The organism is Micromonospora vulcania (assembly GCF_042658605.1).
Taxonomy (GTDB): domain Bacteria; phylum Actinomycetota; class Actinomycetes; order Mycobacteriales; family Micromonosporaceae; genus Micromonospora; species Micromonospora vulcania.
The window spans coordinates 1-17,949 of record NZ_JBHSQS010000026.1 but is presented as its reverse complement, the minus strand read 5'-3'; the positions used below and the strand labels follow the sequence as shown (position 1 = coordinate 17,949).

Genomic DNA, 17,949 nt, shown 5'->3' with positions numbered 1-17,949 from the left:
TTTGTGTCAGCACGCTATCAGTTCACCGGCGCGACGGCCGTCGCGATTTCGGCCAGCATCGAGTCGGGCATCCGTACCGGTGCCCTGCCGCCCGGCGTCGCCCTGCCGGCCGTCCGTGCGCTCGCCGCCGAGCTGGGCGTCAGCCCGGCCACCGTCGCCCGCGCCTACCAGGAGCTGCGCCAGCGCGGGCTGCTCGCCACCGCGGGTCGGCACGGCACCCGGGTCCGTCCCCGGCCCCCGGTGGCCGCGCGGCGCTCCGCGCTGCGCCCCACCCCGCCGCCCGGTGCCCGTGATTTGTCGCTGGGTGAGCCCGACCGTCGGCTGCTGCCCCCGCTCGGCCCACACCTGGCGGCGCTCGCAGCCGTAGCCGACCCGCCGGTCGGTTACTCCGACGCCGGCGTACTGCCCGAGCTGGCCGCGGCGGCCCGGGCCCGGCTGAGCGCGGACGGCGTACCGGCCGGCGAGCTGACCCTCACCGGCGGTGCGCTGGACGGCATCGAGCGGCTGCTCGGCGCTCACCTGCGCCCCGGCGACGCGGTGGCGGTGGAGGATCCGGGCTGGGCCAACCTGCTCGACCTGGTCGCCGCGCTGGGGCTGCGGCCGATCGGCGTACCGGTGGACGACGACGGGCCGTTGGTGGCCGGGGTGGCCGCCGCGCTGGCCGCCGGTGCGCGTGCGCTGGTCGTCACCAGCCGGGCGCAGAACCCGACCGGCGCGGCCGTCTCGGCCACCCGGGCCGACGAGCTGCGGGCACTGCTCGCCGGCCGTCGGGACCTGCTGCTGATCGAGGACGACCACGCCGCCGAGCTGGCCCGCGTACCGCTGCACTCGCTGGCCGGCGCGACCGAGAGCTGGGCCTTCCTGCGGTCGGTGAGCAAGCCCTTCGGCCCGGACCTGCGGCTGGCCGTGCTGGTCGGCGACGAGACCACGGTGGCCCGGGTGACGGGCCGGACGCGGGTCGGCGCCGGCTGGGTCTCCACCGTGCTGCAACGGCTGGTTCTCGCGCTGTGGCAGGACCCGGCGGTCACCGACCTGGTGGAGCGGGCCGCGGAGAGCTACGACCGACGGCGGACCGGGCTGCTGGCCGCGCTCGCCGAGCACGGCCTGACCGCGTACGGCCGCACCGGGCTCAACGTCTGGCTACCGGTGGCGGACGAGACCAGCGCGGTCACCGCCCTGCGCGACGCCGGCTGGGCGGTGGCTCCCGGCGCGCTCTACCGGATCGCCGCCCCACCCGCCCTCCGCATCACTCTCAGCCCGTTGACTCCTGCCGACCTGGCCCCGTTGGCCGCGGCCCTGGCCCGGTCCACCCACCCGACCCCGCCCCCCGGCTTCCCGACCTGACAGCCCGGCGATTCGAGGCGGACGGGGCGGGTATGCGGGGCGCCGGAGGTGGGCTGACGATGGCTTCAGGTGGTACGCGCAAAGGAATCTGGATCGCGGTGATCCTGGTGATCGTGGTGATCGTGATCGCGCTGATCGCGATCGCGTCCGGTGGCGACGGTGGAGGCAACGGCTACTGACCCCGGCCCTCGGGGCGAAGGTGACCGTCCGTAACTGCATGGATCGAGAGCCCAACCCTCGGGATGGGCGCTCCAGAAATTCACCTCACGTCCATGCGCCCCGCCGACTGACGCTCAAGATCCGTAAAACCTCCGAGGAAGTGCCGCCTCCACGTGATGCAAGGCATGCTTTCCGCGAAAAGCATGTAGATCTTGCAGGTGATGCCGCTCGGGCTGCCCGGCTGAAGCTGCGCCGGGGGTCTGCTGACCCTGGCCTGCCGTTGAGGCGCGGACGGCAGCGCCACCACGCGCGGTGACGGCGATACCTCCTCGAAACGACATTGGCGCGATCTTGTAACAGGTCCTCTGCAGACTCGGCGATGAGTCGATCTTGTAGGGAGACGTAATGAGTGATCAGGCACAGTCGACAGTCAGCCGGCGGGGATTCCTGCGTGCGGTCGGAGTCAGCGGTGGGGCTGGCGCGATGCTCGCCACCATGGGCGCCATGGGTCTCGCTCCCAGCGCGGCTGCGTCGACGGCCCCGTCATTCCGGGCACCGGAGCGCTCCGACTTCACCCTGACCGGCAGGTCGGGTGCCAGCGTGGTCATCCTCGGCGGCGGCATCGCCGGGCTCACCACGGCGTACGAGCTGGGCAAGGCCGGGTACAAGTGCACGATCATCGAGGCGCGGCACCGCGTGGGTGGGCGGAACCTGACCATCCGGGGCGGCGATGTCGAGACCGACCTTGATGGACACACCCAGCGGGCCACCTTCTCCGACGGCGTGTACATGAACGCCGGGCCGGGTCGGATCGCGCAGTGGATGGTCACCCTGGACTACTGCCGGGAACTCGGTGTGCCCATCGAGGCCTTCACCAACCAGAACGCCGACGCCTGGATCTACAACGAGTCCGCCGGCATGACCAAGCCGGTCCGGTACCGGACCGCCAAGGCCGACGTGTACGGCTACGTCTCGGAACTGCTCGCCCGGGCCACCGATCAGGGCGCGCTGGACAGCCAGCTCACCGCCACCGACCGCGAACGGGTGCTGTCGTTCCTGCAGAGCTTCGGTGCGATCGGCGGACGTACCAGCGATTGGGCGTACACCGGGACCAACCGTCGCGGCTTCTCGGCGTATCCGGGCGCGGGTAATGACGAGGGAACCCTGCTCGGCACGCCACCGGCGCTCGCCGACGTCTTCGCCAGCAACGTCGGCCGGTACTTCTCCTTCGAGTTCGGCTACGACCAGGCGATGCTGATGTTCCAGCCGGTGGGCGGGATGGACCAGATTCCGCGGGCGCTGGCCAAGGCCGTGGGCACGGGTCGGATCCGTCTCAACGCCGAGGTGACCGGTGTGACCGACCGGGGCGGCAAGGTCGAGGTGACCTACCGGCAGGGTGGCCGGGACGCGCAGATCACCGCCGACTACTGCGTGGCGGCGCTGCCGCCGCACCTGATGGCCCGGGTACCGCACAACCTCGGCACCGACGTGACCGCCGCCCTGGCCGACTTCCCGGTCACCGCGGCCGGAAAGATCGGTCTGGAGTACCGCAGTCGCTGGTGGGAGAACGACCAGCGGATCTACGGCGGGATCACCGAGACCGACCTGGACCTGTCGCACATCTGGTACCCGTCGTACGGCTTCCACGCCAAGCGCGGCCTGGTCGTCGGCTACTACAACACCGGGACGAACGCCAAGGCGTACAGCGTGCTCACGCCGGAGCAGCGCAGGGAGCGCGCGATCAGCCAGGGTGTGAAGATCCACGGCGACAAGTACCGCAGCGAACTGGTCACCTCGTACTCCCACGCCTGGGACCGGACCCGCTACATCGAGGGCGGCTGGACCTCGCCCCGGTACGGCACGCCCGGCTACAACCTGCTGCTCAAGCCGGCCGGCCGGGTCTACTTCGCCGGTGACTGGCTGAGCCACGAGGTGGCCTGGCAGCACGGTGCGTTCGTCGCGGCCCGTTCGGCGGTCTCCGCGCTGCACCAGCGGGTGATGGCCGGCTGATCCACCGTTGGCGCTGATCCACCGTTAGTGCTGATCCACCGTTAGCAGGGGACCCTTCCTATCGCCCAGGCGATAGGAAGGGTCCCTTCCAATCGTCCAGTCGCCCGCAGGCGTCGACCGACCGAGGAGTGCGCGAGGATGGGGCAACCCCGTCCTGAGGAGCGCCGATGGCAACCGACCTGACCGCGCCGCGTCCCGTCCGGCCCGATGTCGCGCCGATCCAGCGGCGTACCCTGCGGCTGCTCTTCACCACCCAGATCGTCGGCGGCATCGGCGTGACCATCGGGATCTCGGTCGGCGCTCTGCTCGCCGCCCGGATCGCCGGCACCGCGGTGGCCGGCCTGGCGCAGAGCGCCGGAGTGGTCGGTGCGGCGCTGCTCGCCGTCCCGGTCACCCGGATCATGACGCGGCACGGTCGCCGCCCCGGCCTGGCGGTGGCGTACGCGGTCGGTGCCATCGGCGGCCTGCTGGTGGTGCTCGCGGCGGCGACCCGCTCGGTGCCGCTGCTCTTCCTCGGCATGCTGCTCTTCGGCGGGGGCACCGCCGCGAACCTGCAGGCCCGCTACACGGCGGTGGACCTCGCCGAGCCGGCTCGTCGGGCCCGGCAGCTCTCCATGATCGTCTGGGCCACCACCATCGGCGCGGTGGCCGCGCCGAACTTCGCCGCGCTGGCCGATCGGGTCACCACCGGCTGGGGGCTGCCGCCGCTGGCCGGCCCGTTCGCGTTCAGCGCGGCCGCGTTCGTGCTGGCTGCCGGCGTACTCCTCGGGTTTCTCCGGCCCGACCCGCTGCTCACCGCCCGCCGGCTCGCGGCGGGCGACGCACCGGCCGCCGCGCCGGTCGGGCTGCGCGCGCCGCGCGGCGCCGGGATGCGGTCGGCCTGGTCGGTGGTACGCGGACAGCCCGCTGCCCGACTCGGCATCGCCGCGGTGGCGGTCGGCCACCTGGTGATGGTGGCCGTGATGGCGATGACCCCGGTCCGGCTCGGTGAGTCGCACGGTGACGCCGACGTGCTGCGACTGGTCGGCATCGTGCTGAGCGTGCACATCGCCGGCATGTACGCGTTCTCCCCGCTGGTCGGCTGGCTCACCGACCGGCTCGGCCGGCGGGTCGTGATCCTCGGCGGGGTCGGGCTGCTGCTGGCCGCCTGCGCGGTCGCCGGCACCGCCGGGCACCACACGCCCCGGCTCTCGGTCGGCCTGGCCCTGCTCGGGCTGGGTTGGTCGGGCACCATGGTCGCCGGCTCGACGTTGCTCTCCGAGTCGGTGCCGGCCGGTGTGCGGCCGAGCGTGCAGGGGCTGTCCGACCTGACCATGGGGCTGGCCGGCGCCGGCGCGGCCATGGTCAGCGGGTTTGTCATGCAGGTCGCCGGTTATCCGGTGCTCACCCTGCTCGCGGCGGTCGCAACGGTGCCCCTGGTGGCGCTAGCGTTGCGGCCGGTGCCGACCGGGGCACCGGACGAGGAGGGCTGAACACGTGCGGCTGACCGACTTCTGGGCGCGGCTGGAGGAGGCGTTCGGGCCTGGCTACGCGGCCAGCATCGCCCGCGACCAGGTGCTGTCCCAGCTCGACGGGCGGACCATCGAGCAGGCCCTGGCGTCGGGGGAACAGGCGCACGTGGTGTGGCGGGCGGTCTGTGCCGCGTACCCCGACCGCGTGCCCGCGCGACTACGCTGAGCAGCCTTTTCCCCGCTTCCGCGTGTCGCTTCTCCAGTCGTACACCTGTTCGGCTATTGTCCACAGCGGGGTGCTCGTCCACAGCTCGCGGCCCGTCGGCTGGTTTTCTGTCGGACCTAGCGCCTAGCGTGTCCGCGTGACGCGAAGCTCAGCAAAGACGCCGGCGAAGGCAGGGGTGGCAACCATGGCAGCAGGGCCTGACCGGGAGAAGGCGCTAGACCTTGCTCTCGCTCAGATCGACAAGCAATTCGGCAAGGGCTCGGTGATGCGGCTGGGGGAGCGGCCGGTCATCCAGACCGCCGTGATCCCGACCGGCTCCATCGCGCTCGATGTCGCGCTCGGTGTGGGCGGCCTGCCGCGTGGCCGGGTGGTCGAGGTCTACGGCCCGGAGTCCAGCGGTAAGACGACCGTGGCACTGCACGCGGTGGCCAACGCCCAGCGGGCCGGCGGCATCGCGGCCTTCATCGACGCCGAGCACGCGCTCGACCCGGAGTACGCGAAGGCGCTCGGTGTCGACACCGACGCGATGCTGGTCTCCCAGCCGGACACCGGCGAGCAGGCGCTGGAAATCGCGGACATGCTGATCCGCTCCGGCGCGCTCGACATCATCGTGATCGACTCGGTGGCGGCCCTGGTGCCGCGCGCCGAGATCGAGGGTGAGATGGGCGACAGCCACGTGGGTCTCCAGGCCCGGCTGATGAGCCAGGCGCTGCGGAAGATCACCGGTGTGCTCAGCAACACCGGCACCACGGCGATCTTCATCAACCAGCTCCGGGAAAAGATCGGCGTGATGTTCGGCAGCCCGGAGACCACCACCGGTGGTCGGGCGCTCAAGTTCTACGCCTCGGTCCGTCTCGACGTGCGGCGTATCGAGAGCCTCAAGGACGGCACCGACGTCGTCGGTAACCGCACCCGGGTCAAGGTCGTGAAGAACAAGGTCGCGGCGCCGTTCAAACAGGCCGAGTTCGACATCATGTACGGCAAGGGCATCTCGCGCGAGGGCTCGCTGATCGACGTCGGCGTGGAGCAGGCGATCATCCGCAAGTCCGGTGCCTGGTACACGTACGACGGCGACCAGCTCGGCCAGGGCAAGGAGAAGGCCCGGGAGTTCCTCAAGGAGAACCCGGACGTGGCGGCCGAGATCGAGAAGAAGATCCTGGAGAAGCTCGGCGTCGGGGTCGGCGCGGGTGACGCCGCCGGTGGCCCCGAGCTGCCGCCGGTCGACTTCTGATCGGTCGCTGATCCGTGGCAGGACGACGCGCCCGTACGGGGCGGGGCTGGGATGCCAGTCCGCCCCGTACGGGCGACGCCAGCGATCCACCCCGCCCCCGTCGGGGGCGCCGTGACCGGTCCGAGGCGCCCGACGCGGCCGAGCCCTCGGGGTCACCTCGCGACGAGTCGGAGGTGGCCCGCGAGATCTGCCTGCGCCAGCTCGCCGTCCGGCCACGCACCAGGGCCGAGCTGGCCGGGGCGCTGGCCAAGCGGGGGATCTCCGAGGAGGTCTCGGCCGAGGTGCTCGACCGGTACGACGAGGTCGGCATCATCGACGACGCCGCGTTCGCCCGAGCCTGGGTGTCCAGCCGGCACACCGGGCGTGGTCTGGCCCGCCGGGCGCTCGCCAACGAGCTGCGCCGCAAGGGCGTGGACGGCGACGTTGCCACCGAGGCGCTGGGCGAGCTGGACGAGGAGACCGAGGCGGAGACCGCGCGTGCCCTGGTGGAGCGCAAACTGCGCACCGCCCGGGGTGAGCCCGACGCGATCTTCCGCCGGCTGGTCGGCATGCTGGCCCGCAAGGGCTACCCGCCCGGCGTGGCGATCCGAGCGGTGAAGGACGCGCTCGCCGCGCAGAGCGACGAAGCGGCCGAGTTCGCCGAGCAGATCGACGCCGAAGCGCTCGCCGATGCCGAGGGCGAGCTCGATCGCGACAACCGCACCATCGAGTGAGCGGCCCGGCGGGGGTGTGGGCCCGATGTTGAAGGCGTGTCTGAACGGCGGGCGTGCCCGGGGCGTTCGCCCGGCCGTGCCGGTCACCCCGGCGGAGTTGGCCGCCGACGCGGTCCGCTGCGCCGCGCTCGGTGTCACGGCCGTGCACATCCACCCCCGGGACGCGAGCGGCGCCGAGTCGCTGCTCCCGGAGGCGATAGCCACCGCGCTCGACGCGGTCCGGGCCGCCCGGCCAGGGTTGCCGGTCGGGGTGAGCACCGGGGCCTGGATCGAGCCGGATCCGGCCGCCCGGGTGTCCGCCGTCCGGGCCTGGCAGGTGCTGCCCGACTTCGCCTCGGTCAACGCGCACGAGCCCGGCGCGGAGGCGGTCGCCACCGCCCTGCACGAGCGCGGTGTGCTCGTCGAGGTGGGGCTCTGGACGCTCGACGCGGTCACGGCGTACCGGGCCTGGCGGGTGCCGGTCGGGCGGCTCCTGGTCGAGTGCATGGCCGAGGAGGTGCCGGTGGCGCTGGCCGACGCGGCGCGGATACTCGCCGCGCTACCCACTGCCACGAGTCTGCCCGTGCTTCTGCACGCTGAGGGGCCGGCGACGTGGGCGGTGCTCGCCGAAGCGGTCAGCCGTGGCCTGCACACCCGGATCGGGCTGGAGGACACGCTCCTGCTGCCCGACGGATCACCGGCACCAACCAACGCCGCGCTGGTCGCCGCCGCACTGGCGGCCGGAGCCCGCTGAACGACCGCCGGCCCCGACCTGGCCCGGAAGGCGCAGGCCCGCCGGGTGGTGCGGGCCCGTTGGGTGGCCTTCCGCTGTTAGCGCAGGTAGGCCATCAGGTCGCCGGCGGCCCACTCGTTCAACCCTGCGGGCGCAGCGTGGCCGGTTTGGCTTCGTCGCTCTACCGCAGAGGTCGCACCGAGCGCTGATGGCTCGGCTCGGCTGGCCTGTCCGACTACGGAGCGTCAATGGTCCAGCGGGCAACATGCTGCTGAGCAATATGCCTCAGCGGTATAAATATGACTCTGAGGTATATCGCTCATCGGCAAACCATGCGCTCAGGTCCCGACCCGCCCAAGAAGGCGCACCGAAGCGGCTGATCGTGCGCGTTGATCGTGCTCGATCCAGGATCTAGTTGGTTCACCGCGACAACGAGTCCACTATTTCCAGGATCGAGCACGATCTTGGGCGCGGGGCGCGGGGCGCGGGGCGCGGGGCGCGGGGCGGCTGGCACCTGCGCGTACAGGTCGCTGTTGTCACAGAGACGGTCTGGCACGTCGTAGGGACGTCGTTGAACAGGCACGACATCCGGATTGGCGCTGGCGGCTCGCCGTGTTTGTCCTTCCGTGTCCGACACCGCATCAGCTTTGGGTGACGGTACAACTTCGCTCCGTTCGGGGGGTTTGATCATGAGTCCTTGACCAGAGCACCCCCGGCGACCTAGCCTCGCCATACAGGCTCACATTGCCCGACCAGCGCAGGCTAAGCGCACAACATAGAACGCGTAACAGAACAGCATCACTTTGGCCGACTCCGCGGCCTTTGGCGGCAGTCCCGGGCAGGCCGGTCCGGGACGCCGCGACAACTGCACCCGGTCGCCGACGCTGCCCGAGGGCACCGCCGGCGGAGAGAGCTACCCACGGCCAGCCGCTCCGGTCGGGCGTCCACAGCCGCAGGAGTGTGCCCACCGGCACGGTCGCTGCGGTCTCGACGTTCAGGGGAGGCGGCCATGGCGGGGCGGCGGCACAGGTTCACCGGTAGGCCCCACGGGGTTCCGGCATGAACGCCTTCGACATCGTGCTCCTCGTGGCCGTCCTGATCCTCGCTGTGGTGGTGGTCGGGGCCGTGCTGGTGGGCGTTCGGACGCTGCGCGGGATGGGTACCGCGCCGGCGCCCGAGGATCCCGCCTTCATCGCCGAGAAGGACCGCCAGGAGCAGTCGTTGGCCGCCCTGCGGAACGCGGCGGACGAGGCGAACAGCACGATCGACGTGGCGAAGTCCGCCGCGGCGGCGGCGCGTACCGAGGCGGCGGCGGCGAAGGCCGAGGCGAAGGCGGCTCGCGCCGAGGCGCGCAGGGTGCTCGATGACGCTCGCGCCGAGGCCGACACCGTGTTGGAGCGCGCGCACAACCAGGCCGAGGCGGATGCCGAGCAGTTGCGTACGGCAGCCCGGCGCAGCGGCGAGCGGGAGGTCGCGGTGCTCGCCGCCACCACCCGGGAACAGGCTGCGGAGGTGGAACGCCGGGCGGCCCGGATGGACGAGCGGGAGCGGCTGCACACCGAGGAGGTCGAGCGGTTCGCGGAGCGGGAACGGCAGCTCACCGCCGCCAGCGCGGCCCTCGCGGCCCGGGAGTCCGGCCTCGTCCGACGCGAGGCCGAACTGGCCGAGTCGGAGGAGCTGCGCCGCCGGGAGCTGGAGCGGGTGGCCGGCCTCACCGCCGATGCCGCCCGGCTGGAGCTGATCGAGGCGATCGAGACGCAGGCCAAGCGCGAGGCCGCGCTGCTGGTACGTGACATCGAGTCCGACGCGCGCGGCACCGCCGAGCAGCGGGCCCGACACATCGTGGTGGACGCGATCCAGCGGGTGGCCAGCGAGCAGACCGCGGAGAGCGTGGTCAGCGTCCTGCACCTGCCCGGGGACGAGATGAAGGGGCGGATCATCGGCCGGGAGGGGCGCAACATCCGCGCCTTCGAGTCGGTGACCGGCGTCAACCTGATCATCGACGACACCCCGGAGGCGGTGCTGCTGTCCTGCTTCGACCCGGTACGCCGGGAGGTCGGCCGGCTCACCCTGGAGAAGCTGGTGCTGGACGGCCGGATCCACCCGCACCGGATCGAGGAGGTCTACGACCTGGCCCGGCAGGAGGTGGAGGAGCTCTGCCAGCGGGCCGCCGAGGACGCGCTGGTCGAGGTCGGCATCACCGAGATCCACCCGGAGCTGGTCACCTTGCTGGGCCGGCTGCGCTACCGCACCTCGTACGGGCAGAACGTGCTCAAGCACCTGGTGGAGACCGCGCACATCGCCGGCATCATGGCCGCTGAGCTGCGCCTGGACGTGCCCACCATCAAGCGGTCCGCGTTCCTGCACGACATCGGCAAGGCGCTCACCCATGAGGTGGAGGGCAGCCACGCCATCATCGGCGCCGACCTGGCTCGCAAGTACGGCGAGCACGAGGACGTGGTGCACGCCATCGAGGCGCACCACAACGAGGTGCCGCCGCAGACCATCGAGGCCGTGCTCACGCAGGCCTCCGACGCCTGTTCCGGCGGTCGGCCGGGCGCGCGTCGGGAGAGCCTGGAGGCGTACGTCAAGCGGCTGGAGCGGATCGAGGAGATCGCGGCCAGCAAGCTCGGCGTGGACAAGGTCTTCGCGATGCAGGCCGGCCGGGAGATCCGGGTCATGGTCAAGCCCGACGACGTCGACGACATCGGGGCGGCCGTGCTGGCCCGGGACGTGGCCAAGCAGATCGAGGAGGAGCTGACCTATCCGGGTCAGATCCGGGTCACCGTGGTCCGCGAGTCCCGGGTCACCGAGATCGCCCGCTGAACGCGCGTCCCCGCCCCGAACAGCGTCGGAGCGGGGACGACGGTGGTGCGTCGGCGCTGGTCAGCCCTGCGGCTCCAGGACGGTGGCGCCGCCGAGCGTGGTCGGGCCCGCACCGGTCGCGGGCCGGCGGGCCATCCGGCCGGCGCGGCGGTTGCCGCGCTGGTCGAGCCACGTGGCCAGCATGCTGAGCAGTGAGTTGATCACGATGTAGATGGCGGCCACCACCATCGCGGCCGCGACGATGTTGCCCCGGTTGGCGGCGAGGTCGTTGACCCCGCGTTGCATCAGCTCCGGGAAGGCCACGATGTAGCCGAGCGCGGTGTCCTTGAGCAGCACCACCAGCTGGCTCACGATGACGGGCAGCATCGCGCGGGCGGCCTGCGGGATCAGGATCAACCGCATCACCTGGCTCTTGCGCAGGCCGACCGCGTACGCGGCCTCGGCCTGGCCGCTCGGCACCGACCGGATGCCGGCGCGGAATGCCTCGGCGAGCACCGAGCCGTTGTAGAGCGTCAGCCCGATCACCACGGCCCAGAACGCCGGCACCGGCCCCTGGATGAGGAACGGCACGCCGTAGAAGATAAAGAAGATCATCAATAGCAAGGGTACGGCCCGGAAGAACTCGACCACCGCACCGGCCGGGACGCTGATCCACCAACGGTCGGAGAGTCGGCCGACCGCGAAGATGATGCCGAACGCGAGCGAGAGCACCATGCCGGTGAGTGCGGCGAACAGCGTCTGTCGCAGGCCGGGCAGGATGAACTGGGTCCAGGTCGAGGCCTCGGTGTAGGGCTGCCAGAGCGAGCCCTCCCACTGCCCGGCCTGATCGAACTTGGCGTAGACCCACCAGAGCAGGCCAGCCAGCGCGACGCCGAAGACGACGCTGAGCACCGCGTTACGGACCCGGGCCCGGGGGCCGGGGTGGTCGTAGAGAACCGTGTTGGCGCTCATCAGCGCTTCACCGCCAGACGGTTGGCCAGCCAGCCGAAGAGGTAGCCGGTGGGGATCAGGAACGCGGCGAACGTGCCGGCGAAGACCAGGAAGATCGGGATGACCGCGTCGCCGTTGCTGTTGATCAGATCCTTCATCACGTTCGAGGACTCCATCAGGCCGATGGTGCCGACGATCGTCGCGTTCTTGCAGAGCGCGATGAGGATGCTGCCCAGCGGCGCCACCACGGAGCGTCCGGCCTGCGGCAGCACGACGATCCGCAGGGTCTGCGTGAAGGTCAGCCCGATCGCCCGGGCCGCCTCGGCCTGACCGGCCGGTACGGTGTTGACGCCGGAGCGGACCGCCTCGCAGACGAACGCCGCCGTGTACACCGAGAGCCCGATCGCGCCCAGCCAGAAGTTGTTCAGGTCCAGGTCGTCCGAGAGGGTCAGACCGAGGGTGGAGAAGAGCCCGAAGTAGCAGAAGAAGACCACCAGGGTCAGCGGCGTGTTGCGGAAGGTGTTGACCCAGGCAGCGCCGAAGCCGCGTAGCACGGGCACGGGTGAGACCCGCATGGCGGCGAGCAGCACGCCGAGCACCAGCGCGAACACCGCCGACGCGCCGGTCAGCTTGAGGATCCAGAGAAATCCCGACAGGTAGGCGTCGAAGTTCGTCGGATCAGCGAATACGTGCATGCGTCGGCTCCCGGGGGCAGGTCGTCGGCGTCGTCACGGGCCGGGGGCCGGCACCCGAGCTCGGGTGCCGGCCCCCGGGACCGGTCAGACGCTGCCGCAGTTGGTCAGCTTCGTGGTGTCCAGCTCGGGGGCGGCCTTGCCGCTCTTGCCGAGGGTGGCGTCCCAGGCGGCCTTGTAGGTGCCGTCCGCGGCGGCGGCTTTGAGGATCTCGTTGACCTTCTCGCAGCCGGTCTTGTCGTCCTTCTTCAGGCCGATGCCGTACGGCTCGCTGGAGAAGGTCTTGCCGACCACCTTGAACTTGCCGGCGTACTGGGTCTGGGCGGCGTAGCCGGCGAGGATGATGTCGTCGGTGGTCACCGCGTCGACCTTGCCGCTCTCCAGCTGCGGGAGGCACTTCGAGTACGCGTCGAACTGCTGCAGCTTGGCCTTCGGGTAGTCCGTCTGGATCCGCTTGGCCGGGGTGGACGCCGAGACCGAGCAGACCGTCTTGCCGTCCAGACCCTCCGGGCCGGTGATGGTCGAGTCGGACTTGACCAGCAGGTCCTGACCGGCGACGAAGTACGGGCCAGCGAAGTTGACCTTCTGCTTGCGCTCGTCGTTGATGGTGTAAGTCGCCACCACCAGGTCGACGGTGCCCTGCTGGATGAACGGCTCCCGGTTGGAGGAGACCGTCGTCTTCCACTCGATGTTGTTGGCGTCGACGCCGAGGCCCTTGGCGACGATCTTGCCGATCTCGATGTCGAAGCCCTCGTACTGGCTGCCGGTCTGCAGACCGAGGCCCGGCTGGTCGGCCTTGACGCCGATCACGAGCTTCTTCTGGCTCTCGGCCTTGCCGACGATGCCCTTGGCGCCCGACCCGCCGGAGCCGGTGCCCTCGTCGCCACCACAGGCCGACATCCCGATCGACAGGGCGGCCACCGCGGCGAGCGCGGCTACACGCTTGATACGCATGCTTTTCTCCTTCTTCGATGGAACCCGCCGGTCGTCGGCGCGCTCCACAACGGACGCCTAGTGAGTGAGGATCTTGGAGAGGAAGTCCTTGGCCCGCTCGCTGCGTGGGTTCTCGAAGAACTCAGCCGGGGGCGCGTCCTCGACGAGCTTGCCGTCGGCCATGAAGATGACCCGGTTCGCGGCGTGCCGGGCGAAGCCCATCTCATGGGTGACCACGACCATCGTCATGCCGTCGCTGGCCAGCGAGGTCATCACGTCCAGCACCTCGCCGACCATCTCCGGGTCCAGGGCGCTGGTCGGCTCGTCGAAGAGCATCGCCTTGGGCTGCATGGCCAGTGCCCGGGCGATCGCGACCCGCTGCTGTTGGCCGCCGGAGAGCTGCGCCGGGTACTTGTCGGCCTGGTTGGCGATGCCCACCCGGTCGAGCAGGGCCAGGCCGCGCTCGCGGGCGGCGGCCGGCTTCTCCTTGCGGACCTTGATCGGGCCGAGGGTGACGTTCTCCAGGATGGTCTTGTGCGCGAAGAGGTTGAACGACTGGAAGACCATGCCGACCTCGCTGCGCAGCTTGGCCAGCGGCTTGCCCTCGGCCGGCAGGGGCCGGCCGTCGAAGGTGATGGTGCCCGAGCTGATCGGTTCCAGTCGGTTGATGGCGCGGCACAGCGTCGACTTGCCGGAGCCGGACGGGCCGATCACCACGACCACCTCGCCCCGACCCACCGACAGTGAGACGTCGTCCAGCACGTGCAGCGGCCCGAACCACTTGTTGACCGCATCCAGCACGATGAGCGGTTGGCCCGTCGTCACGTCGTCCACCGTCCCTGTCGTCTCCCGGCTCGGGGTCGGTTGACCCCCGGTGCGGCCACTGTAGGCGGCGAGATGTGGCGGAACGCAACCCAGCGGGTCACGGAGCGGTAACACCGGTCACGATCGTCGCAGCGGTGGCGTCGGCGCGGCGTTACCGGGATTATTGACAGATGACCGAACCGGTACGCCTCACCCGTTACGCCCGTGGCGGTGGCTGCGCCTGCAAGATCCCGCCGGGCGAGTTGGAGATCATGGTGGCCGGTCTCGGGCCGGCTACCGGCACCGCCGAGCTGCTGGTCGGGTTGGACCACGGCGACGACGCGGCGGTGGTCCGTCTGGACGAGCGGACCGGCATCGTCAGCACCGCTGACTTCTTCACCCCGGTGGTCGACGACGCGTACGACTGGGGGCGCATCGCCGCGGCCAACGCTCTCTCCGACGTGTACGCGATGGGCGGCACCCCGCTGGTCGCGCTCAACCTGCTCTGCTGGCCGCGCGACGTGCTGCCGCTGGAGCTGGCCCGCGAGGTGCTGCGCGGCGGTCAGGACGTGGCCCGGGAAGCCGGTTGCCACCTGGCCGGCGGGCACAGCGTGGACGACGACGGTCCAAAGTACGGTCTCGCGGTCACCGGCACGGTCCGGCCGGAGGAGCTGATCACCCTCGATGCCGGCCGGGCCGGGGTGCCGCTGTCGTTGACCAAGCCGCTCGGGGTGGGTGTGCTGAACACCCGTCACAAGTCCACCGGCGAGAGTTTCCCGGAGGCGGTGGCCACGATGAGCGCGCTCAACCGGGACGCCGCTCGCGCGGCGGTCGCCGCCGGCATCCGCTGCGGCACCGATGTGACCGGCTTCGGGCTGCTCGGGCACGCTTCGAAGCTGGCCCGGGCCAGCCAGCTCACGGTGGCCATCGACACCGCCCAGGTGCCCTATTTGTCCGGTGCCCGGGAAGCGCTGCGCGACGGGTACGTGAGCGGTGGCAGCCGGCGCAACCTGGACTGGGTCACCCCGTGGACCGACTTCGGTGCGGTCGGCGAGGACGAGTGGCTGCTGCTGGCCGACGCGCAGACCTCCGGCGGTCTGCTGGTCGCCGGCGAGCTGCCGGGTGCGCCCGTGGTGGGTGAGCTGCTGCCCCGGAGCGAGCACCTGGTCGTCCTGCGCTGAACTCGACCGGGAGGCACCGGTGCGCGGCCGAAAAAGGCGAGAGTCGATCGTACGGACGGCACACGGTACCCGATAAACTGTCACCTTCCCGCTACTCCGAGCAACGTCGCTCTGGGAAATTTTGCCCGGAATGGTCACAGACCGGTAACTTGCCCCCGGCTGGGGTCAAATGCCCCCCACCATCGTGTGTAAGGCCCGATCCGGAGGCCGGTGGGGACGAACGCAGCGAGGAGGCGGAATGACCGAGCTGTGGAACTGGAGAATCGACCGGGCTCGACCCGTCGAGGTCTACCCGGCGCTGGCCGAGGCGCTCGGCCGAGTGGTGATGCCACTGGCGGTGGCCGACCCGGCCCGACTGCCGGCGTACGCGGTGGTCTGCGACGTGTGGCAGGCGCCCGGCGAGTTCGCGACGGTCGTGGACTGTTACGGGGTGCCCGAGCAGCTCTCCGAGCACGCCGGCATCGCCGCGCTGGCCCGGATACTGGGCCGCAACTGCCTGCTGCGCGACGACACGCTCGACGCCAGCCGGCACCTGCTCGTGGCACCGGACGGAACGGTCCGCCCGGTGCACTTCGACGTGCGGGACACCGACGACGGCGAGGTGCTCAGCAGGCAGCGGCTCTGCACGTTGGCCGACCCGGGTTGCCGGGGCTGGTCGCAGTGCCACCGCTCGCGCTGGGCACCCGACACGATCGCCCCGGCGCTCGCCGCGGCCTGACCTCCGGGTCGGGTCCGGTCGGCCCGGCCGCGCCGCGGTCGGCCAGGGCCGGCGGTCAGTTCAGGCTGGCGGTCAGCTCGGGCCGGCGGTCAGTTCAGGCCGGCGGTCAGCTCGGGCTGGCGGTCAGCTCGGGCTGGCGGTCAGCTCGGGCCGGCGGCAGCCAGGGCTGGCGGTCAGCTCGGGCTGGCGGCGGCGGCCGGCCGGTCCGCGGCAGCCGTCCCGGCACCCCGCACCACGAGCTGGTCGAGCAGGGTGCGGGTGGCCTCGGTCACGGCGGCGACGGCCGCGTCGAACGCTTCGGCGTTGTGCGCGGCGGGTGCCCGGAAGCCGGAGATCTTCCGGACGTACTGCAACGCAGCCGCCTCGATGTCCGCCTCGGTCACCTGCGGGGTGAACGGCTCACGCAACGTCTTGATACTCCGGCACATGTCGTGGGCTCCTCGGTTCGGGGCGATCCGGCCGACCCGGATACGCTGTCCTGGTCATGACTACCGCAGCGGCGGGCAGCGCGCGCACCTACCAGGTGCGCACCTACGGCTGCCAGATGAACGTGCACGACTCCGAGCGCATTTCCGGCCTGCTCGAACAGGCCGGCTACGTGCGCGCGGCGCAGACCGACGACACCCCGGACATCGTCGTCTTCAACACCTGCGCCGTCCGCGAGAACGCGGACAACCGCCTCTACGGCAACCTCGGTCATCTGCGCCCCGTGAAGGACAAGCATCCGGGGATGCAGATCGCGGTCGGTGGCTGCCTGGCCCAGAAGGACCGTGGCGAAATCGTCCGCAAGGCACCCTGGGTGGACGTGGTCTTCGGCACCCACAACATCGGTGCGTTGCCGGTGCTGCTGGAGCGGGCCCGGCACAACGCCGCCGCCGAGGTGGAGATCCTGGAGTCGCTGGACGTCTTCCCGTCCACGCTGCCCACCCGGCGCGAGTCGACGTACGCCGGATGGGTTTCGATCTCGGTTGGCTGCAACAACACCTGCACGTTCTGCATCGTGCCCTCCCTGCGCGGCAAGGAGAAGGACCGCCGCCCCGGCGACGTCCTCTCCGAGGTGCGCGCCCTGGTCGACGAGGGCGTGTTGGAGGTGACCCTGCTCGGGCAGAACGTCAACTCCTACGGCGTCGAGTTCGGCGACCGGTACGCCTTCGGCAAGCTGCTGCGTGCCTGTGGCGACATCGACGGGTTGGAACGGGTCCGGTTCACCAGCCCGCATCCGAAGGACTTCACCGACGACGTGATCGCCGCGATGGCCGAGACGCCGAACGTCTGCCACTCGCTGCACATGCCGTTGCAGTCCGGCTCCGACGACGTGCTCCGGGCGATGCGCCGGTCCTACCGGTCCGACCGTTACCTCGGGATCATCGAGAAGGTCCGTGCGGCCATGCCGGACGCGGCGATCACCACCGACATCATCGTCGGCTTCCCGGGCGAGACCGAGGCCGACTTCCAGCGCACCCTGGACGTGGTCCGCGAGGCGCGCTTCTCCTCGGCCTTCACCTTCCAGTACTCCAAGCGCCCGGGCACTCCCGCCGCGACGATGGACGGCCAGCTCCCCAAGCAGGTCGTGCAGGAGCGCTACGAGCGGTTGATCGCCACCGTCGAGGAGATCACCTGGGCGGAGAACAAGCGCCTGGTGGGGGAGACCGTGGAGGTGCTGGTCGCCGTCGGTGAGGGCCGCAAGGACGAGCGGACCGGCCGGATGTCCGGGCGGGCCCGCGACGGCCGCCTCGTGCACTTCGACGCGGGCAGCTTCGCGGGGTCGATCCGGCCCGGCGACATCGTGCACACCGCCGTCACGTACGCCGCCCCGCACCACCTCAACGCCGACGGCGCGCCACTGTCGCACCGGCGTACCCGGGCCGGCGACGCCGCCGAGGCGGGCCGTTCCCCGCGTACCCCCGGGGTGTTGCTCGGTCTGCCCACGATCGGCGCCCCGGCACCCACCCCCGCTCCCACCGCCGGCTGCGCCACAAACTAACCCCCCACCCCCCACCCCCCACCCCCCCGCTCGTG

Annotated in this window: 16 protein-coding genes; 11 read left to right on the top strand and 5 right to left on the bottom strand. The window is 71.1% G+C overall.

Annotation, left to right across the window (positions count from 1 at the left end; all coding sequences use genetic code 11):
• Positions 1 to 3 precede the first annotated feature (3 nt).
• From ACFQGL_RS27740 to rny, 8 genes are all read left to right on the top strand, one after another.
• Positions 4 to 1,344, top strand: coding sequence for an aminotransferase class I/II-fold pyridoxal phosphate-dependent enzyme (locus tag ACFQGL_RS27740; RefSeq protein ID WP_377515479.1), 1,341 nt, complete (start codon positions 4 to 6; stop codon positions 1,342 to 1,344).
• Between the two features lie 564 nt (positions 1,345 to 1,908).
• The gene (locus tag ACFQGL_RS27735) at positions 1,909 to 3,513 is read left to right on the top strand and encodes a flavin monoamine oxidase family protein (protein WP_377515477.1); all 1,605 of its coding nucleotides are present in this window, start codon (positions 1,909 to 1,911) and stop codon (positions 3,511 to 3,513) included.
• A 167-nt stretch (positions 3,514 to 3,680) separates the two neighbouring features.
• The gene (locus ACFQGL_RS27730; protein WP_377515476.1) at positions 3,681 to 4,985 is read left to right on the top strand and encodes an MFS transporter; all 1,305 of its coding nucleotides are present in this window, start codon (positions 3,681 to 3,683) and stop codon (positions 4,983 to 4,985) included.
• Between the two features lie 4 nt (positions 4,986 to 4,989).
• Positions 4,990 to 5,190 (top strand): DUF3046 domain-containing protein, encoded by a 201-nt coding sequence (locus tag ACFQGL_RS27725; protein WP_377515474.1) that lies wholly within the window; start codon positions 4,990 to 4,992, stop codon positions 5,188 to 5,190.
• 184 nt (positions 5,191 to 5,374) lie between these two features.
• On the top strand, positions 5,375 to 6,421 hold the full coding sequence (gene recA / locus ACFQGL_RS27720; protein ID WP_145784951.1) for a recombinase RecA: 1,047 nt from the start codon (positions 5,375 to 5,377) through the stop codon (positions 6,419 to 6,421).
• Between the two features lie 14 nt (positions 6,422 to 6,435).
• Complete coding sequence (locus ACFQGL_RS27715) at positions 6,436 to 7,134, top strand: regulatory protein RecX (RefSeq protein WP_377515472.1); 699 nt, start codon at positions 6,436 to 6,438, stop codon at positions 7,132 to 7,134.
• 25 nt (positions 7,135 to 7,159) lie between these two features.
• Positions 7,160 to 7,867, top strand: coding sequence for a 3-keto-5-aminohexanoate cleavage protein (locus ACFQGL_RS27710; RefSeq protein ID WP_377515471.1), 708 nt, complete (start codon positions 7,160 to 7,162; stop codon positions 7,865 to 7,867).
• A gap of 1,038 nt (positions 7,868 to 8,905) precedes the next feature.
• Positions 8,906 to 10,672 (top strand): ribonuclease Y, encoded by a 1,767-nt coding sequence (gene rny, locus ACFQGL_RS27705; protein ID WP_377515469.1) that lies wholly within the window; start codon positions 8,906 to 8,908, stop codon positions 10,670 to 10,672.
• A 60-nt stretch (positions 10,673 to 10,732) separates the two neighbouring features.
• Here rny and ACFQGL_RS27700 read toward each other — a convergent pair whose 3' ends face one another.
• The 4 genes from ACFQGL_RS27700 to ACFQGL_RS27685 all read right to left on the bottom strand — a co-directional run bounded on the left by ACFQGL_RS27700 (position 10,733) and on the right by ACFQGL_RS27685 (position 14,061).
• Positions 10,733 to 11,623 carry an amino acid ABC transporter permease gene (locus tag ACFQGL_RS27700; RefSeq protein WP_377515467.1) on the bottom strand — a complete coding sequence of 297 codons (891 nt, stop codon included), beginning with the start codon at positions 11,621 to 11,623 and terminating at the stop codon, positions 10,733 to 10,735.
• On the bottom strand, positions 11,623 to 12,297 hold the full coding sequence (locus ACFQGL_RS27695; protein ID WP_377515466.1) for an amino acid ABC transporter permease: 675 nt from the start codon (positions 12,295 to 12,297) through the stop codon (positions 11,623 to 11,625). The genes ACFQGL_RS27700 and ACFQGL_RS27695 overlap by 1 nt, the downstream gene beginning before the upstream one ends.
• An 84-nt stretch (positions 12,298 to 12,381) precedes the next feature.
• Positions 12,382 to 13,248, bottom strand: a complete 867-nt coding sequence (locus ACFQGL_RS27690; protein WP_377515465.1) for a glutamate ABC transporter substrate-binding protein — start codon at positions 13,246 to 13,248, stop codon at positions 12,382 to 12,384.
• Positions 13,249 to 13,305: 57 nt separating this feature from the next.
• Complete coding sequence (locus ACFQGL_RS27685; protein ID WP_377515464.1) at positions 13,306 to 14,061, bottom strand: amino acid ABC transporter ATP-binding protein; 756 nt, start codon at positions 14,059 to 14,061, stop codon at positions 13,306 to 13,308.
• A 161-nt stretch (positions 14,062 to 14,222) separates the two neighbouring features.
• On the opposite strand from ACFQGL_RS27685, the gene selD reads away from it, so the two are divergent.
• Together selD and ACFQGL_RS27675 are read left to right on the top strand one after the other, a co-directional pair.
• Positions 14,223 to 15,212 carry a selenide, water dikinase SelD gene (gene selD, locus ACFQGL_RS27680; RefSeq protein ID WP_377515463.1) on the top strand — a complete coding sequence of 330 codons (990 nt, stop codon included), beginning with the start codon at positions 14,223 to 14,225 and terminating at the stop codon, positions 15,210 to 15,212.
• A gap of 238 nt (positions 15,213 to 15,450) precedes the next feature.
• Entirely contained in the window at positions 15,451 to 15,930 is a 480-nt protein-coding gene (locus tag ACFQGL_RS27675) for a hypothetical protein (RefSeq protein ID WP_377515462.1), read from the top strand.
• A 173-nt stretch (positions 15,931 to 16,103) separates the two neighbouring features.
• Here ACFQGL_RS27675 and ACFQGL_RS27670 read toward each other — a convergent pair whose 3' ends face one another.
• Entirely contained in the window at positions 16,104 to 16,358 is a 255-nt protein-coding gene (locus ACFQGL_RS27670) for a DUF2277 domain-containing protein (protein ID WP_377515461.1), read from the bottom strand.
• 56 nt (positions 16,359 to 16,414) lie between these two features.
• Between ACFQGL_RS27670 and miaB the strand changes: the two genes are divergently transcribed.
• A complete protein-coding gene (gene miaB, locus ACFQGL_RS27665) occupies positions 16,415 to 17,914 on the top strand; it encodes a tRNA (N6-isopentenyl adenosine(37)-C2)-methylthiotransferase MiaB (RefSeq protein ID WP_377515460.1) in 1,500 nt (499 codons plus the stop codon).
• The last annotated feature ends 35 nt before the right edge of the window (positions 17,915 to 17,949 follow it).

What these genes read in the sequence shown, in the direction of transcription:
- ACFQGL_RS27735 (WP_377515477.1), top strand. Translation starts at nt 1,909, where the DNA reads ATGAGTGATCAGGCACAGTCGACAGTCAGCCGGCGGGGATTCCTGCGT.
- ACFQGL_RS27730 (WP_377515476.1), top strand. Translation starts at nt 3,681, where the DNA reads ATGGCAACCGACCTGACCGCGCCGCGTCCCGTCCGGCCCGATGTCGCG.
- recA (WP_145784951.1), top strand. Translation starts at nt 5,375, where the DNA reads ATGGCAGCAGGGCCTGACCGGGAGAAGGCGCTAGACCTTGCTCTCGCT.
- ACFQGL_RS27710 (WP_377515471.1), top strand. Translation starts at nt 7,160, where the DNA reads ATGTTGAAGGCGTGTCTGAACGGCGGGCGTGCCCGGGGCGTTCGCCCG.
- rny (WP_377515469.1), top strand. Translation starts at nt 8,906, where the DNA reads ATGAACGCCTTCGACATCGTGCTCCTCGTGGCCGTCCTGATCCTCGCT.
- ACFQGL_RS27700 (WP_377515467.1), bottom strand. Translation starts at nt 11,623, where the DNA reads ATGAGCGCCAACACGGTTCTCTACGACCACCCCGGCCCCCGGGCCCGG.
- ACFQGL_RS27695 (WP_377515466.1), bottom strand. Translation starts at nt 12,297, where the DNA reads ATGCACGTATTCGCTGATCCGACGAACTTCGACGCCTACCTGTCGGGA.
- ACFQGL_RS27690 (WP_377515465.1), bottom strand. Translation starts at nt 13,248, where the DNA reads ATGCGTATCAAGCGTGTAGCCGCGCTCGCCGCGGTGGCCGCCCTGTCG.
- selD (WP_377515463.1), top strand. Translation starts at nt 14,223, where the DNA reads ATGACCGAACCGGTACGCCTCACCCGTTACGCCCGTGGCGGTGGCTGC.
- ACFQGL_RS27675 (WP_377515462.1), top strand. Translation starts at nt 15,451, where the DNA reads ATGACCGAGCTGTGGAACTGGAGAATCGACCGGGCTCGACCCGTCGAG.
- ACFQGL_RS27670 (WP_377515461.1), bottom strand. Translation starts at nt 16,358, where the DNA reads ATGTGCCGGAGTATCAAGACGTTGCGTGAGCCGTTCACCCCGCAGGTG.
- miaB (WP_377515460.1), top strand. Translation starts at nt 16,415, where the DNA reads ATGACTACCGCAGCGGCGGGCAGCGCGCGCACCTACCAGGTGCGCACC.